Annotated in this window: 11 protein-coding genes; 4 read left to right on the top strand and 7 right to left on the bottom strand. The window is 75.3% G+C overall.

Annotation, left to right across the window (positions count from 1 at the left end; all coding sequences use genetic code 11):
* Nucleotides 1-42 precede the first annotated feature (42 nt).
* Nucleotides 43-2,454: a trypsin-like serine protease gene (locus tag IEY94_RS08170; protein ID WP_189169484.1), complete on the top strand. Its 2,412-nt coding sequence runs from the start codon at nucleotides 43-45 to the stop codon at nucleotides 2,452-2,454.
* A 55-nt stretch (nucleotides 2,455-2,509) separates the two neighbouring features.
* Here the strand turns inward: IEY94_RS08170 and IEY94_RS08165 are convergent, their stop codons facing one another.
* The 4 genes from IEY94_RS08165 to IEY94_RS08150 form a co-directional block, all read right to left on the bottom strand.
* On the bottom strand, nucleotides 2,510-3,838 hold the full coding sequence (locus IEY94_RS08165) for an aminotransferase class V-fold PLP-dependent enzyme (RefSeq protein WP_189169483.1): 1,329 nt from the start codon (nucleotides 3,836-3,838) through the stop codon (nucleotides 2,510-2,512).
* Between the two features lie 212 nt (nucleotides 3,839-4,050).
* On the bottom strand, nucleotides 4,051-4,329 hold the full coding sequence (locus IEY94_RS08160) for a hypothetical protein (RefSeq protein ID WP_189169482.1): 279 nt from the start codon (nucleotides 4,327-4,329) through the stop codon (nucleotides 4,051-4,053).
* Entirely contained in the window at nucleotides 4,326-5,744 is a 1,419-nt protein-coding gene (locus IEY94_RS08155; protein WP_189169481.1) for a gluzincin family metallopeptidase, read from the bottom strand. Before IEY94_RS08155 ends, IEY94_RS08160 begins: the two co-directional genes overlap by 4 nt.
* 82 nt (nucleotides 5,745-5,826) lie before the next feature.
* The gene (locus IEY94_RS08150; RefSeq protein WP_373291242.1) at nucleotides 5,827-7,212 is read right to left on the bottom strand and encodes an AMP-binding protein; all 1,386 of its coding nucleotides are present in this window, start codon (nucleotides 7,210-7,212) and stop codon (nucleotides 5,827-5,829) included.
* 374 nt (nucleotides 7,213-7,586) lie between these two features.
* Between IEY94_RS08150 and IEY94_RS08145 the strand changes: the two genes are divergently transcribed.
* Nucleotides 7,587-8,342, top strand: a complete 756-nt coding sequence (locus tag IEY94_RS08145) for a S1 family peptidase (RefSeq protein WP_189169479.1) — start codon at nucleotides 7,587-7,589, stop codon at nucleotides 8,340-8,342.
* Between the two features lie 37 nt (nucleotides 8,343-8,379).
* Here IEY94_RS08145 and IEY94_RS08140 read toward each other — a convergent pair whose 3' ends face one another.
* On the bottom strand, nucleotides 8,380-9,957 hold the full coding sequence (locus IEY94_RS08140) for a purple acid phosphatase family protein (RefSeq protein WP_229783436.1): 1,578 nt from the start codon (nucleotides 9,955-9,957) through the stop codon (nucleotides 8,380-8,382).
* A 354-nt stretch (nucleotides 9,958-10,311) separates the two neighbouring features.
* On the opposite strand from IEY94_RS08140, the gene IEY94_RS08135 reads away from it, so the two are divergent.
* Nucleotides 10,312-12,186: a hypothetical protein gene (locus IEY94_RS08135; protein WP_189169478.1), complete on the top strand. Its 1,875-nt coding sequence runs from the start codon at nucleotides 10,312-10,314 to the stop codon at nucleotides 12,184-12,186.
* Nucleotides 12,187-12,447: 261 nt separating this feature from the next.
* The gene (locus tag IEY94_RS08130) at nucleotides 12,448-13,779 is read left to right on the top strand and encodes a choice-of-anchor B family protein (protein ID WP_189169477.1); all 1,332 of its coding nucleotides are present in this window, start codon (nucleotides 12,448-12,450) and stop codon (nucleotides 13,777-13,779) included.
* Nucleotides 13,780-13,865: 86 nt separating this feature from the next.
* On the opposite strand, the gene IEY94_RS08125 is transcribed toward IEY94_RS08130, so the two are convergent.
* Together IEY94_RS08125 and IEY94_RS08120 are read right to left on the bottom strand one after the other, a co-directional pair.
* Nucleotides 13,866-15,449, bottom strand: a complete 1,584-nt coding sequence (locus tag IEY94_RS08125) for a methyl-accepting chemotaxis protein (protein ID WP_189169476.1) — start codon at nucleotides 15,447-15,449, stop codon at nucleotides 13,866-13,868.
* 413 nt (nucleotides 15,450-15,862) lie between these two features.
* A complete protein-coding gene (locus IEY94_RS08120) occupies nucleotides 15,863-16,414 on the bottom strand; it encodes a GNAT family N-acetyltransferase (protein ID WP_189169475.1) in 552 nt (183 codons plus the stop codon).
* Between the last annotated feature and the right edge of the window lie 9 nt (nucleotides 16,415-16,423).

Raw genomic sequence — 16,423 nt, 5'->3', positions numbered from 1 at the left:
ATGGTCCGGCCGAATTCCCCCACCCGAATTCGGAGGTGAGCCATGCGCACCCGGTTCCGGACGCTCGCTCTCCTGACCGCAGCACTGACCGGATCCGCCCTGATGACCGCCGCGCCCGCCGCGGCCCGCCCGGCCCCCGAGCCCGGTCCGGCCCGCCCCGGCGCCGGCGGGCCGCACCCCGACCGGTCGGACGGCCGGGTGAGCATCGGCCAGCCCGACCGCGCGGTCCGGCCGGGCAGCGTCCCGCGCCCCGGCACCCCGCCGGCGGTCGCCCGGGCGACCGCGCTCGCCGACTCCGCCGTCCTCACGGCCCGCACCGTCGACCCCGATCTCGCGTACCGGCGGCTGGACGTCCAGAGTGGCCCGTCCGGCGTGGTCTACGTCGCGTACGAGCGCGAGTACCGCGGCCTGCCCGTCATCGGCGGCGACGCCGTCGTCGCCGTCGACCGCGCCGGCTACGTGCTGGACGCCACCCGCGCGGTCAGCGCGCCCCGGCTGAGCCTCGACACCGCGCCCGCCCTGTCCGCCGACCGGGCCGCCGCGGCGACCCGCTGGCTGCTGCCGATCGTGCACCGGGTGCAGCCGCCGGTGCTCTCGGTGTTCGCGCCGCCCGGCCGGGAGCCGGTGCTCGCGTACCACGTGGTGATCGAGGGCGCCGACGCCGCCGGCCCGCACGCGCTGCACGCCGTCGTCGACGCCCGGACGGGCGCGCTCCGCTCCCGCTGGGACCAGGTCGCCCACGCCAACCCCGCCACCGGCAGCGCCCCCGCCACCGGCAGCGCCCCTGCCACCGACAGCGCCCCCGCCGAGCGGGGCGCCCGCGGTCGGGCGGGCGAGCGGATCAAGGTCCCCGGCGGCGCGGCGGCGAAGGGCCACTACAGCGGCGACGTCGTCCTGGACACCCGGGCGGCCGACCGCGGCCGGTACGAGCTGTCGGACCCGGGCCGCCCCGGCCTGCTCTGCGGCGTCCGCGGTGACACCCCGCTCGCCGGCCCCGACGACGTGTGGGGCGGCGGCGGCCCGACGGACGCCGAGACCGGCTGCGTGGACGCGTACCACGCGGCGCAGCGGCAGTGGGACATGCTGCGCGACTGGCTCGGCCGGGACGGGTTCGACGGCCGCGGCCGCGGCTACCCCATCGCGGTCGGGCACAAGCAGGCCGACGCGTACTGGAACGGCCAGCACGCCGTGCTCGGCCACAGCCGGGACGGCCGGCGCCAGCTCACCGACGTCGACACCGTCGCGCACGAGTTCGGCCACGCGGTGTTCCAGACCACGCCGGGCGGCATCGTCGGCGAGGGCGAGACGCACCAGCTCAACGAGGCCACCGGCGACATCCTCGCCGCGCTGACCGAGCACTACGCGAACAACCCGGTCAACAAGCCGGACTACGACCACGGCGAGCTGTCCGACCCGCTCGGCCGCGGCGCGGAGCGCAGCATGCGGGACCCGGCGCGCGCCCCGAGCGCGCAGCCGTCCTGCTGGTCGCCGCAGCTCCGCGACGCCGGGCCGCACGCCGGCGCCGGGCCGCTGGGCCACCTGTTCTACCTGCTGGCCGAGGGTACGAAGCCGGCCAACGGGCTTCCCGCCAGCCCGGTCTGCCAGGGCGGCCCCGCCGCGATCGCCGGCCTCGGGATCAAGGACGCGGGCCGGGTGTGGATGGAGACCCTGCTGCTCAAGCAGAGCTTCTGGACGTACGCCGATGCCCGGGTCGCCGCGCTCACCGCGGCCGGCCGGCTGTTCCCCGGCGACTGCGCGCGGTTCGCCGCGGTGAAGGGCGCGTGGGACGGCATCGCCGTCCCGGCCGCGCCCGGCGAGCCGACCTGCGCCACCGGCCCCCCGCCGGGCCGCCCGGACCGCATCGTCGGCGGCACCGAGGTGACCACGCCGGTGCCGTGGGCGGCGGCGCTGGGCGTGTGCAGCGCCTCGCTGGTCGCCCCGCAGTGGGTGCTCACGGCCCGGCACTGCATCCCGGACACCACCGAGCGCCCGGTCGTCGCGATCGGCTCGGCCGACAAGACCAAGGGCGTGCCGTACGGGACGATCGAGGTGATCGCCTCGCCGACCAGCGACCTGCTGCTGCTCAAGCTGGCCACCCCGGTGCCGGACGCGCAGCCGGTCCGGCTGGCCAACGCCGACCCGCCGGGCGGCGCCGAGATCGACATGTACGGCTGGGGCCGGGTCTGCAAGATCACGGCATGCGTGCGCCCGAACGTGCTGAAGACCGCGCGGATGCGGGTCACCGACCCGGACGCGCGGGACATCGGCGGCGGGCCGGCGCTGTACCTGGACGCGATCACCGGATCGCCGTGGAAGGGCGACTCCGGCGGGCCCGCGTTCCACAACGGCGAGCAGGTCGGCGTGCTGTCGGCCGGCACCGAGTCCAAGACCGACGCCTGGTACGGCAGCGTCGCCCGCAACCGCGACTGGATCCGCGCCGTCGCCGGCGCCTGACCGACCCCCCGGCTGAGCCGGGGTGCACCCCGGCGCCCCCGTGCGCCGGGGTGGGTCAGCGGCCGCCGGCGATCTGCCGGACGGCCGCGATCGCCTTGTCGATCTCCTCGGGCGTGTTGATGCACGCCGTGCCGATCCGGGCGTACGGCACCGAGTACGTGGCGTGCGACGCCAGCAGCCCCTGCGATTGCAGCCGGCTGACGATCGTCTGATTGCTCACCCCGCTGATCTCGAAGCAGTTGATGCCCGCGGACATCGCCGGGTCCCGCGGGGTGCGCAACTGCATCCCGCGGATGCCGGCCAGCCCGTCCTTGAGCCGGGTCGACAGCTCGGCGATCCGGCCGGCGATGTTCTTCCGGCCGATGTTGTCGTGCCAGGCGATCGTCGTGGGCAGCGCCCAGCGCGCCTCGTACGCGTGGAAGCCGCCCGGGTTGAGGTCGCCGCCGCCGTACGAGTGGTGCTGCGGCCAGAAGTGCTGCACCGCGCTGGCCTTGTACCAGACCACGCCGGTACCCCGCGGTCCGAACAGCCACTTGTGCAGGCCGGCGAGGAACACGTCCACGCCGGACGCCGCCGGGTCGTCGTCGACCGCGCCGAGGGCGTGCACGCCGTCGACGATCAGCAGGCAGCGGTCCGGCTCGGCGCGGCCCTTGTTCGCCTCGGCGATCACCTGGGCCATGACCTTGAGCGGCATCCGCACGCCGCAGCTCGACATGCCCCAGGTCGTACCCACCGCCCTGGTCTTGGGGGTGATGGCGGCCTTGAGCTTGCCGGCGATCTCGTCGGCGGTGGCCTTGCCGGGCTCGGCGAAGAGGCTGACGGTCCGCTTCTTCGCGCCGGTCCGCCGGCACAGCAGGTCGATCGAGCCGTGCTGGACGAAGTGGTCGTACCCGCTGACCAGGATCTCCTGGTCGGCCTTGATCTTCAGGCTGCCCCAGACCAGCCCGTGCGCGGTGGTGGTGTTCCAGCACAGGGCGGTCTCGCCGCCCTGTGCGCCCAGGTACCGGGCGACCGCGCTGGCGGCGTTGCCGTCGCCGTCGTACGCGCGCATCGGGTCGGCGTCGAACTGCGCCGACACCTGCGCCATCCGCTCGCGGATCGGGGTGGGGTTGGAGGAGAGCAGGAACAGGGAGAAGTGCACCTTGTTCGGCGCCAGCCGGAACTGGGACCGGACGGCGGCCCAGTCGACGGCACCGGTGCCGGGGTCGACGACCTGCGGGCCGGGGTCGATGCGGTCGAGGTCGCTGTGGGCGGCGACCGGGGTGGTGGTGGGTGAGTGGGTGGTCGGGTGGGAACCGAGCAGGGCGGGGCTGACCAGAGCCGTTCCGGTCAGGGCACCCATGCCGGTGAGGAACCCGCGGCGGTGGAGACCGTCGTGGGGCATGCGAGCCTCCTTCGAGTCCCGTGCCATGCCGGTGAGCGACGCTCACGCATTGACGGATGCGAATGGCTCGGAAATCGTGCTCGCCAGGATGCCGCACGTCGCGGCAGGTGTGAAGGCCCCTATCCGGACTTCCCAGTCGCGCCGGAAAGTCAACTGTCAAACGTCAGGGAGGAATCCGACGCGGGTGGGCGAAAGGGCGCGGGAACCGCGATTCAGTGAAGTGTGAAACGGCGGCGGCGCAGTGATCGGTGGCCGTCGGCGTCGGTGATTATCTCGTGGGTGGCACCGGGCGGCAGCTCCGTGCCCTCGGGCACGGCCTCGCCGCGGGCGATGGCGTCGGCGATGAACCGCTCCTCGTCCGCCCGCCGCTCCCGCTCCGCATCCCCCGCCGCGTCCGCGCCGCCCGCCGGCCCACCGCTACCCGCGCTGGCGGCCGCGGGGTCCGCCGCACCACCACCGCCGTCCGCGCGCTCGGCGTCCCGGTCGGTCACGGCCGGTCCCCGCAGTCGAACAGGCGCCGGCGCAGCGTCGGCCCGTCGCCGTCCGCCGTGATCTCGTGCGTGTGCAGCCGGTCGTCGGTGGCCAGCGCGGTGTCCCCGCGCAGCTCCTCCGGCACGGCGACCCGCCCGCGCCGGAACAGGTCCTCGACGAACGACTCCGCCACCCGGGCGGCGTCGCCGGGCGCGATCGCGCCGACGTCCGGCGCGGCGCCGGCGACCGCGAAGCGGCTCGGCGCCGTCGGCGCCGGGGCGGCGAACGCGCTGGTCAACCCGTACGCCTCGCCCCGGATCGTCACGGTCCCGGCCGCCGCGGCCGAGGCCGGCGCCATCCCGGCGGGCGCGCGGTGCAGCGCCTCCGCGGTCAGGCCGGTCGCCGCGGCGGGGGCGAGCACGCCGTACTGGACGAACGCCATCCGCAGCGCCCGCGCGTACCGGCCGCCGAAGAGCTGGGCGTCCGCCGCCAGCAGGTGCGCGGCCACCTGGGCGAAGTAGTCCGGGACGACCGGCGCGCCGGTGACCGCGACCACCAGCATCCGCCCCAGCTCGGTGGCGACCCGGCCGAGCGCCGTGGTGTCCGGCGTGTCCTGCTGCCGCCACATCGAGGCGAGCGCGCGCAGGAACGCGCCGGTGAAGACCCGGGAGAACGAGTGCGGCTCGCTGCTCAGCCGGCCGGCCGGGGCGCGCGAGGGCAGCGTGACCGGGTCGGCGTAGAAGAAGCTGTTCGCGGCGTTGCGCAGGCAGTCGGTGTCGACCGAGCCGGGCCGGGCCTGCCGGATCGCCCAGCCGAGCTGCTCGGCGAGCCGGCTCAGCGAGCTGGACTTGGCCAGGTCGCCGAGCGTCTCGGCGATCACCTCGGCCCGGACGGACTCGAGTTGCAGCGCGCACAGGATCGCGCTCATGTCCCCGAACGCCTCGTGGAACGCCGCCCCCTCGGTGCTGGCCACCGACCAGAGCTGCGGCTGGAGCACGTCGAGGACCGCGTGCCCGACCTCGTGGCAGACCACGTCGGGGCTCTCCGCGGAGTACACCATCACCCCGCCGACCGCGTGGTGGAAGAACATCAGACCGGCCCGGTCGTAGTACGCGTTCAGGTCGTCGCCGTGGTCCAGCGTCGCGCACAGCGCCTGCCCCACCTCGGGCCGCCACCCGGCCCCGGCGGGCAGCAGGCCGCCCCAGAAGTCGGCAGCGCGGCGCAGCGCGGCGGCGAGGTTCCAGTACCGGAACTCCGCGGACCCCGGCTGGTCGCCGGCCGGCGACGGGATCGCGCCCCGGATGCCCACGGGCATCGGCCCGAGCGCGAGGTTGGGCCGGGCGCACAGCAGCGGCGTGCGCTTGGCGCTCGGGTGGCCGGGGTCGTCGGACCAGGCCCAGACCTGGTCGACCATCGTGGTCTGGAGCATGCTCATGGGTGCCTCCCGGTACTGGGGCCGGCGGCCGCGGCCGTTGCCCCAGTATGAGCACGCAAAGCGGTTCTTTTCGGGCGGATCCTCAGGTCAGCGCGGACTTGCGCACCTTGCCCAGCGGCGTCCGCGGCAGATCCGCCACGAATCGCACTTCGCGGGGCCGCTTGTGCCGGGCGAGCCGGTCGGCGACGAATGCGATCAGTTCGTCCGCGCTGACCGGGTCGGCGACCACGTACGCCGTGACCTGCTGCCCGAGGTCCGGGTGCGGCGTGCCAACCACCGCCGCCTCCCGGACGGCCGGGTGCAGCCGCAGCGCGTCCTCGACCTCGCCGGCGCCGATCCGGTACCCGCCGCTCTTGATCAGGTCGACCGACGCCCGCCCGACGATCCGGTACCGCCCGCCGGGGTCCACGGTGGCGATGTCGCCGGTCGCGAACCAGCCGTCCGGGGTCCGGCAGTCGGGGCGGCCGAGGTACCCGTCGAACAGCGTCGCCCCGCGCACGTGCAGCTCCCCCATCGCCTCGCCGTCCGCCGGCACCGGCGCGCCGGCCGGGTCGACGACCCGCGCCGCCACGCCGGGCAGCGGCCGCCCGACGGTCGTCGCGTCGCCGGGGTCGTCGGCCCGGGCGCTGATCGTGATCAGGGTCTCGGTCATGCCGTACCGCTGCACCAGCGCGTGCCCGGACGCGGCCGCGACCCGCTCGCGCACCGGCACCGGCAGCGCCGCGCTCCCCGACACCAGCAGCCGGGCCGGCGCCAGCGCCGCGGCGGCGGCCGGGTCGGCGGCGACCCGCGACCACACGGTCGGCACCCCGAAGTACAGCGACCCGCCGGCGGCGGCGTAGGCCGCGGGCGTGGGGCGGCCGACGTGGTGCAGGCGGCTGCCGACGTGCAGCGGGCCGAGCGCGCCGAGCACCAGGCCGTGCACGTGGAACAGCGGCAGGCCGTGGACGAGCAGGTCGTCGGGGGTCCAGGCCCAGGCGTCGGCGAGGCCGTCGAGGCAGGCGGCTAGCGCACCGCGGGACAGCACCGCGCCCTTGGGCGGCCCGGTCGTGCCGCTGGTGTACAGGACCAGCGCCGCGCCCGCGGGGTCCAGCGCCGGCAGCGCGCGGTCGGACCGGCCGGCCGGCATCGGCGCGGTCGGCGTCACAGCGGTGTCCATGCTGGACCCGGCCGCGGTCAGCAGCAGGTCGGCAGCCGAGTCGCGGAGGATGTGGTCGCGCTCGTCCGGGCCGGCGTCCGGCGGTACCGGGACGGCAGCGCCGCCGGCCAGCACGGTGCCGACCACGGCGGCCAGCGCGGCCAGCGTCGGGGTCGCCTCGACGGCCACCCGGCCGGCGCCGGCGACCAGGCCGGCGACGGCGCGGGCGCGGGCGAGCAGGTCGGCGGCGGAGGCGGCGTCGGGGCCGAGGCGGACGGCGTCGGGGCGCTCGTCGGGCGCGGCGACCAGCCGGGACAGCAGCACGCGCACCTCCGCGATGTGGGGACCGCCGACATCCTACGGCGGCACCCGCCGCCCGGTCCGCAGATCAGCGGCAGTATCGACAGTGGACCGCACATGAGGTGAAGCAGGCGACCGGGGGACTCGGCAGGCGTATGAGCGGGAGTACCGGGCGGCCCACCCGCGCGGGCCGCCCAGTCTTCTCGGTGAGCAAAATTGTCCGGTGCGCCGGCAATTCGCGCACGGACAGCACCCGGCTCCATCCCGGTGGCCAGCCATAGCTTTATCTATTTGACATTCATTCACATCGATTCTGCGGTTTACCGTGGGGGACCCCTCGACCATCGGCGCCCCTCGATCGACGCCGGTGCTCGGCCCACCCTCGTCCCCCGGGAGCCCGAGTGATGTTCCTCCAGCGCGCCGCCCTGCTGGCCGCCGCCGCGGCCACCGTCCTGGCCTCCGCCGCCCCGGCCCTGGCCAGCGACGGCGACCCCGACCGCAACCGCATCGTCGGCGGCAAGGTCTCCACCGAGCAGTACCCGTACACCGGCCACCTCGGCGGCTGCGGCTCCACGCTGATCGCCGCCAAGTGGCTCGTCACCGCCAAGCACTGCGTCAGCAGCGCCCGCCAGGTCCGGCTCGGTACCAACAGCGCCAACTCCGGCGGCGAAGTGATCGGCATCCGGCGCAGTGTGAACGGGCCGGGCGGCAAGGACATCGCCCTGCTCGAACTCAACAGCGAGGCGCGCACCGCCCCGATCCGCATCGCCCCGTCGCACCCGACGCCCGGCACCCGTACCCGGATCATGGGCTGGGGCTCGACGACCTCGGACGGCAGCCGCCCGTCGAACGTGCTCAAGGAGCTGGACACCAGCGTCGTGGACGCCAGCAACTGCGCCCGCCTGCCCGGCGGCGTCGAGCCGGCGGACAGGGACAAGGAGCTGTGCACGCAGAGCCCGAACAACCAGGGCGCCTGCCACGGCGACTCCGGCGGGCCGCAGATCACCCAGATCGACGGCACCTGGTACCTGATCGGCGCCACCAGCCGGGGCGCGCCGCGGGCGTGCGCGGTCAACTCCTCGCCCTCGATCTACATGAGCGTGCCCGCGTTCATCGACTGGATCCGCAGCACCACCGGCATCAGCAGCCTGGGCCGGTAGCCCGGACCAGCGCGGCCGCGGGTGGCGGCGCGTCGGCTCACGGCCGGCGCGGCGCCACCCGCCGGCGCAGGGTCAGCCGGTCGACCTCCGTGCCGGCGTCCTTGCCCGCGGCGGTGACGGTCCGCATCGTCATCGTGGCCAGCCCGCCCGGCCGGGCCGGCACCACGTCGATCGCCACGTAGCTGTGGCCGGTGTACCGGACCCGGGACCAGGCCACCTTCTCCCGGATCTTCGTCCGGCCGGGCCCCCAGTGGTACGTGCCGACCTCGTCCACGTCCTTGACCCTGCCCAGGTAGCTCTCCGGCGCGCCCTTCGGGAAGTTGTAGAGGCCGCCGCCGCCCCCGCCCGCGACGACGTACACCGTCCCGTCCGTGGCCGGGTCCACCGTGCCGCCGGCCGGGGCCGGGCGGGTGGGCCGGCCGTGCCGGATCGGGTCGGTGCGCTCGTACAGGTGGTTGTGGCCGTTGAGCACCAGGTCGACGCGGTACTTGTCGAACAGCGGGCCCCACTTGCGCCGCACCCCGCCGTCCGAGGCGTGGTTGGTCGACGTCGAGTACGCGCAGTAGTGCAGGAAGCAGACGACGAAGTCGATCGTCGGGTCCGCCCGGTACGCGGCCAGCCGCTCCTCCGCCCACGACGTCTGCCGGCCGCGCGAGTAGCCGCGGTTCGACTTCACCTCGTACGCCACGTCGTTGGAGTCCAGCGCCAGGATGCCCACGTTGCCGTACCGCACCGCGTACACGCTCGGGCAGCCGCTCGGCCCGTTGCCCGGCAGTTGGAACCGGTACGCGAAGCCGCCGTACCCGTTGTGCGCGTCGGCGTCCCAGTGCCGCGCCTCCATGTCGTGGTTGCCGGTGGTCACCAGCCACGGCACCCGGCGGGCGACCGGCTCGATGGTGCGCAGGTACTTGTCCCAGATCGTCGGCACGTAGTCGTCGGCGAGGGTGCCGCTGCCGCCGCGGTTGGCGTACGAGATGTCGCCGATCAGCAGGTGGAACCGCGGGTCCTCGCGCAGCACCCGGCGGGTGATCGCCCCGCCCGCGTCGCCGCCGCCCTGGTCGCCGACGGCGGTGAAGGTGAACGGCGCCAGCGGCCCGCCGGCGGCCGGCGCGGTGGTGAACGAGTGGATCGGCCCGTCCGCCGGGTCCAGCCCCGCGTGCCCGACCGCGTAGTAGTAGGTGGTGCCGGGGCGCAGGCCGTCCAGCGCGGCCTGGCCGTAGAACTGGTTCACCGCGTGGTCGTCGAAGATCGTTTGCAGGTTGCGCAGCACCGCCGGGTGCCGGTCGCTCAGGTCGCGCTTGCTCAGCCCCAGCCGCAGTACCGGCCGGTCGACCGACTGCGGCACCTGCCAGGTCACCCGCATCTGCGTCGCCGGGTCGGCGCCGTAGCCCAGGTGCCGGCCGAACGGCGTGATCCGGGCGCCCGCGCTCGCGCACGCGGTGGTGCCGCCGAGCAGCACCGGACTGGCCGCCAGGCTCGCGGCGCCCGCGGCGCCGAGTTGCAGCGCCCGCCGCCGGGACACCGCCCGCGCCCGCTCGTGCCAGTACGCCATCTGCTCGGCCATCGTCATCTCGGCCGCCCGCGCCGGCGGAACGACGAATCCCCGTGGTGCCAACCCCCGTCACCCTCTCTCATCGATGTCGGTGTCGTCGTGACCGTACGGGATCAACCGGCCCCTCACTGTCGGATGGCCGACAGCACGCCCGGTCGAGGGTGGGTAGCCTGCACCGACCACTGTGCTCACTCCGTCGAGGTCAGCATGGCCCTGCCGCCCCGTCCCGCCGCCCCACCGTCCCCCGCCGCGCCGCCGGTTGCCGCGATGCCGGTACCCCTCGGCGTGTCCCGCCGCCGGAGCGCGCCACGCCGAGCGTTCCGGTCGCGCGGCCCGGGCGCGTCAGGCGTGGCGGCGTTGTTCGGGCGCGGCACCGGCGGGTGGGGCCGGGGGTGTTCGCGGCCGGCGTCCGGGGCCGTGCGGGAGGCGGCCGGGTCGCGGGCGGCGTTCGTCGTCGCCGGTGTGCTGGCCGCGGTCGTCGGCCCCGGCGCGCCGCCCGCCGCCGCCGGGTCCGCGGGCGTGTCGGTCGAGGGGCGGGTGTACCACGACCGGGACAACGACGGCCGGCGCGCCGCCGACGAACCCGGCCTGCCGGGGCTGCGGTTGCAGGAGCCGAGCACCGGCGCGTCGGCGGTCACGGACGCCGCCGGGCGGTACCGGATCGACGGCCTGCCGCGCGCCGGGCGGCTGGTGCTGCACACCGGCTGGCTGCGGTCGCAGTGCTTCGCGGCGGACGTGCTCGACTGCCCGGCCGGGCCCGGTCCGGACAACGGCTTCCCCGTCCGCAACCAGCTCCTCGAACTGCCGCTCGACCCCGCCCCGGCCGGCCCGGTCGACGTCGGCCTCCTGCCGGACTGGCCCGGCCGCACCACCACCCCACCCGCCGCCGGCGAGCCGGCTGCCGGCGCTCCGGCCGACCCCGTTGATCGGGTCGATCCGGCCGGTGGCGCCGATCGGGTCGGTCCGGTCGATCGGGTCGATCGGGTCGGGGAGGCTGCGGCGGGGGTGTGGCGGGTCGGGCCGCGGCGGGGCAACGTGCGGGATGTGGCGGCGCGGCTGTCCGCGGATGCCGGGCCGTGCGGGTCGGCGCCGCTGGCGGTCTGCCGGCTCGGGGAGGAGTACGTGCAGGCCGGGCAGGTGTTCAACCAGGGGACCGCGCCGCTGACCGGCGTCCGGGCGAAGCTCGCCGTCGCGCCGGGCGACTGCCTGCGCGGGGTATCGCTCGTCGCCGGCGCCACGAGCGAGGGCGTGACCGGGCTGACCGTACGGCCGGCGGCGTGGACCTGCGCCACCCGCGAGGTGGAGGTGGCGCTCGCGGGCACGCTGCGCCCGGCCGGCGCCGCGCGGCTGCGGATCGTCGGCGCGGTGGCCGCCGGCCCCGGCACCCCCGGTTGCCACGCCACCGCGCCGGAGCGGGCCGGGGTGGGGCCGGATTGTCCGACGGCCGCGCCGCAGGGCCGCGCGGCGACGCTCGGCGTCAGCCACCTCGACCCCGCCGGGCCCGGCGAACCACCCGCGACGGCGCCGGCCGACGACGAGGGGCCGCTGTGCGCCGCGACCCGCCCGGTCGTCGAGTGCCCCACCGGCCTGCACGACAAGCGGCGCCAGCCCGACGAGGTCGACCCCGCCGGCCACAACGTCGACGCCGCCCTGGCCCCCGCCGACCGGGTCAACCTGGCGATGCGCCTGGCCGCGCTCCCCGCCGACCCCGACCACCCCGGCGCCGTGGTGCTCCGCGGCTGGGCGGTGAACCGCCTCGACCCGGCGGCGGCGACCGGGCTGGTCCCGGCGGGCGCGACGATCCGGTTCGCGTTCCCGCCCGGCACGGCGGTCCGCGCCCTCCCGGCCCCGCACGTCCTCGCCCGCTGCACCCCGCCCCACCCCGCCACCGCCCCGGCCCGCCCCGCTGCCTTCCCGCCCGACCCCGCCTCCTCGTCCACCCGCCCCGTCACCGCCCCGACCGAACGCGGTGCCCCGACCGGCCGCGGTTCTCCGACCGGCCGCGGTGCTGCTCGGGCCGGCGTGGTGGTCGACTGCGTGCTCGGCGGGCCGCTCGCCCCGGACGCCGCCGGCCTCGCCCTGGACCTGGTCGTCCGCCCGCCCGGCACCCCGCGGTCCGGCGCCGGGCAACCACGCGGCGGTGCGGCGTTCGCGGTCGCCTGCGTGGCGCCGCCCGCCGCCGCCCCGCCGGAGACCGTCCCGGCCGACCCCGGTGGCTGCGACGCCGGGACCCTCCCCGCCGCCACCCCGACCGACAACGACGCGGCGCTGCCGATCACCCACCGTTCGTGATCACCCGCTGGCCGGATAGACCGAGGCGGATGGGCATCGGCGCGTGACCTGCGTGTTGACGAGCCGGCCGGTCTGCTATTAACTGCTGTCTATGTAACGGCTGCCACACCCGCGCGTCGCAGCCCCCGTGGCGCGCGCCGGTGCCCCCGCGGGCGCCGGTCCGGGCGAGCGTGTGCCCGAAAAATCCCACCCCCTCGCACCCGACAGCTTCAGGCCCCCGCCGGCGCTCGCCGCCCGGGTGCCCGGAGAGGAGTCCCCCTCATGGACAACAGAACCCGCAAGGCCGGCATCGTGCTCGGCGTGGTCGCGCTCGCCCTCGCGGCGGGCCTGCCCGCGGCCGCCCACGACACCCGTACCGAGGAGGGCAAGGCCGAGGCCGCCGCCATCCTCAAGGAGTACCGGCCGGGCTGGCAGGCGCCGGAGGCGATCAGCGGCGCGCCGCAGGCGTGCGTGAACGGCAAGATCGACAAGTACCCGTGCAAGAACGTCGAGCTGCTCAGCTTCACCCCGCAGAACACGATCGGCGGCAGCAACAGCTCGTCGAGCATGTGGGAGTGGTACGACGAGCAGACCAAGGACGAGTACGTCCTGTTCGGCCGGGACAACGGCATCTCGTTCGTCAAGGTCACCGACCCGCTGAAGCCGGTCTACCTGGGCAACCTCCCGTCGTACAACGGCGTGAAGGCCACCTGGACCGACGTGCGCGTGTACAAGAACTGGATGTTCACCGGCAAGGACTCCGTGAACAACGGCATCCAGGTCTTCAACCTGGAGAAGCTGCGCAACGTGACCAGCGCGCAGACCTTCAAGGAGGACGCCCACTTCAAGGGGCTGACCAACAGCCACACGCTGTGGATCAACCAGAAGACCGGCTTCCTGTACGCGTCGGGCGCCAGTAGCTGCAACAGCGGCATCACGGTGATCGACATCAAGGACCCGCTGAACCTCAAGCAGGTCGCCTGCTACTCGTCCGAGGTCTACTCGCACGAGGCGCTGGTCTGGAACTACAACGGCCCGGACACGCGGTACACCGGCAAGGAGATCGCGTTCAACTTCACCGGCCAGGGCAAGACGATCACGATCCTGGACGTCACCGACAAGTCCAGCATCAAGGTCCTGTCCAAGACCAGCTACCCGGGCGCGAGCTTCACCCACCAGGGCTGCTTCACCGAGGACATGAAGTTCCTGAGCATCAACGACGAGACCGCCTCGACCAAGGGCGGTAGCTGGAACATCCTGTTCAACATCGAGAAGCTGGACGCGCCGAAGTTCACGGTCAACGCCAAGGACTCCTACGAGGCGGTGAACCACAACTGCTACACCGTCGGCAACCGGGCGTACCAGGCGGCCTACAAGGGCGGCCTGCGGATCCGGGACGCCGGCCAGTTCGCCAACGGCAAGCTCTCCGAGCTGGGCTACTTCGACACCGAGCCGAACAGCGACAGCAGCGGCTACAGCCACACCTGGATGATCCTGCGCCCGCTGCGCAGCGGCGCGATCCCGGTGGGCTCGATGGGCATCGGCCTGTTCCTGATCAAGCCGACCGGCGAGGCCGTGGGCACGGGCACCGGCCCGTTCCCGCCGGGCACCTGATCCGGTAGGTAAGGCAGCGCGACAGGAAGCGGCCCGGTCCACTGGACCGGGCCGCTTCCGCGCGCGACCGGCCGCCGGGAACGGCCTCAGTACTTGAACGCCCGGACCAGCGCCACCAGCTCCTCGGACAGCGAACTCAGCCGCCCCGCCCCCGCCCGCGACGCCGCCGCCTCCCCGGCCGAGACCTCGGCCGCCCGGGACAGCCCGTGCATGGACTGGGTGATCTGCTCGCCGCGGTCCGCCGCCACCGCCATGCTGCGGTGCATCTCCGCCGCCGTCGCCGACTGCTCGGTGACCGCGGAGGCGATCGTCGTCTGGTAGCTGTTGATCCGTTCGATGATCGAGGCGATCTGGGCGATGCCGTCGACCGCGCGGGCGGTGTCCTCCTGCATCGTGCGGACCCGGGCCGCGATGTCCTCGGTGGCCCGCGCGGTCTCCTGCGCCAGGTCCTTGACCTCGCCGGCGACGACGGCGAAGCCCTTGCCGGCCTCGCCGGCCCGGGCGGCCTCGATCGTCGCGTTGAGCGCGAGCAGGTTGGTCTGCTCGGCGATCGAGTTGATCGTCTGGACCACCGAGCCGATCTCGGCCGAGGACTCGTCCAGCTTCACCATGCCGGCGTTGGTCTGCTGGGCCATCTGCACGGCCTCGCCGGCGACCCGGACGGCGTCCTCGGCGTTGCGGGCGATCTCGGTGATCGACTGGCCCAGCTCCTCGCCGCCGCGGGCGACGACGCTGATGTTGTGCGACACCTCGGTCGAGGTCTCGGTGACCGTGCCGGCCTGCGCGCTGGCGTCACCCGCCGCGGCGGCGATCCGGTCGGCCAGGCCGGACATCTCGCCGGCCGACGTGCCGAGCTGCTCGGCCGAGTGGGTGACCGCGCCGACGGCCGTGCGCAGACTCTCCAGGGTGCGGCAGAGCGCCTCGGCCATCGCCCCGATCTCGTCCTCGGAGGTGACCATGGGCTCGCGGGTGAGGTCGCCGTCGGCCATCGCCCGCAGGACGGCGGACACCTCGCGCAGCGGCCGGCGGATGCTGGCCAGCACCCAGCGGATGCCGACGAGCAGGATCACCGCGGCGCCGAGCGCGGCGATGCCGAGCAGCCACATCGCGGTGGTTCGCTGGTCGCCGACGGCCCGCGCGGCGGCGGTCGCCTCGGCCTCCAGCGCGTCGGTGATGGCCGGCATGCCGTCCTCGACGGCGGCGAAGCTGACCTGGAACCGGCCGGCGGCCGCGCCGCTGTCGGCGCCCGCGGTGGCGAGCCGGGCGACCTCGTTGGCCAGCGTGACGTACCGGTCGACCTCGGGCAGTACGACGGCGGCGGCCGCGCGGACGTCGGGGTGGTACCCGCCGTCGCGGAAGTCGGCGACCTGGTCCCGGAGGATCTTGCTGTGCTCGGCCAGGTCGGCGGTCGCCTCCCGGCGCTCGGCCGGGTCGGTGGCCAGCCGGAGCCGGAGCACGTCGGAGCGGATGGCGTCGTGCGCCATGTCCGCCTCCATCTGCGCGCGGACCCTGGCGCCGGCGGCGGCGGAGTCCTGCGCCCGGTCGGCGGCATTCGTCAGACCGATCGCCGCCACCGTGGTGGTCACGGCCACGGCGGCGAGCGCCAGCCCCGCGACCCCGCCGAGTTTGGCGGTGATGCTGCGGCTGCTCAGCCACGCCCCCATTGCCATGCGGTCACCCCCCGGATCAACCCCCATTGTTGGACCGGCCGGCCGCTGACGCGGCGAGTTGCCGTTATTGCCCGGACGGCAATTCGATCCACAGCTCGCTCATGGGTTCGGCACAGCGGGCGCCCGGGTCGGCGGGGTGAGCTGTGCGGGCGCTGCGGCTCCCGGGCGAGTCATCCCACGCGGCGCGACACGCGGTACCGGGGCCGGCCCGTGCGGAGCGGGCCGCTCCCGGCGCCCGCGGCCCCGCCGGCCGTCGCGGCCGGAGCGGCACCCGCCCGGCCGCGGCATCGGCCCGTCGCGGCCGGGCGTCCGCGGGTCGGCTCCCCGGCCCGCGACCCGGCCCCGGCCGGTGGTCGGCCGCCGCGGGGCATCCGGACGGCCGGCGGTCCCGGCGTCGCTGGCCTTCCCCGGGGTCAGCCGGCGGCGGGGCCGCCGGGCCACTCGGCGCGCAGGATCGAGAACAGCTCCGAGTCCCGCCAGGCGTCGTTGGTGTGGACGTGGTCGCGCAGCCGCCCCTCGTGCCGCATGCCGAGCTTGCGGACGACGGCCAGCGACGCCGCGTTGTCCGGCCCGACCGCGGCGGAGACCCGGTGCAGGCCGAGCGGGCCGAAGCCGAAGTCGAGCATGGTCCGGCAGGCGTCGGTGGCGTACCCGCGGCCCCAGTCGGCGGCCCGGACCGCGTACCCCAGCTTGGCCGCCCGGACGCCGGCCAGCCCGAGCCGGACGAAGCCCACCAGCACGTCGGCGGCGTCGGCGACGGCGAGGTAGTACTCCCCCCGCGGCTCCAGCCGGGACCGGGCGATCGCGCCCGCGACCAGGTCGGCGGTGGCCGCGGGGCTGCGCGCGTCGAACGACAGCCAGCGGGTGACCCGGTCGTCGCCGACGACCGCGAGCGCGCCGGCGACGTCGTCGTCCCGGAACTCCCGGAGAGTGATCGCCCGGCCGCGCAGCTTCACGGGGTACATGCGCCCGAT

The sequence above is a fragment of the Pilimelia anulata genome, assembly GCF_014647895.1.
GTDB lineage: Bacteria > Actinomycetota > Actinomycetes > Mycobacteriales > Micromonosporaceae > Pilimelia > Pilimelia anulata.
Note: the sequence above shows the minus strand (reverse complement) of the source record. Positions and strands in the feature narration are given on the sequence as shown.

Coding starts and splice junctions, on each gene's coding strand:
- IEY94_RS08170 (WP_189169484.1), top strand. CDS start 43: ATGCGCACCCGGTTCCGGACGCTCGCTCTCCTGACCGCAGCACTGACC.
- IEY94_RS08165 (WP_189169483.1), bottom strand. CDS start 3,838: ATGCCCCACGACGGTCTCCACCGCCGCGGGTTCCTCACCGGCATGGGT.
- IEY94_RS08155 (WP_189169481.1), bottom strand. CDS start 5,744: ATGAGCATGCTCCAGACCACGATGGTCGACCAGGTCTGGGCCTGGTCC.
- IEY94_RS08145 (WP_189169479.1), top strand. CDS start 7,587: ATGTTCCTCCAGCGCGCCGCCCTGCTGGCCGCCGCCGCGGCCACCGTC.
- IEY94_RS08130 (WP_189169477.1), top strand. CDS start 12,448: ATGGACAACAGAACCCGCAAGGCCGGCATCGTGCTCGGCGTGGTCGCG.
- IEY94_RS08125 (WP_189169476.1), bottom strand. CDS start 15,449: ATGGCAATGGGGGCGTGGCTGAGCAGCCGCAGCATCACCGCCAAACTC.
- IEY94_RS08120 (WP_189169475.1), bottom strand. CDS start 16,414: ATGTACCCCGTGAAGCTGCGCGGCCGGGCGATCACTCTCCGGGAGTTC.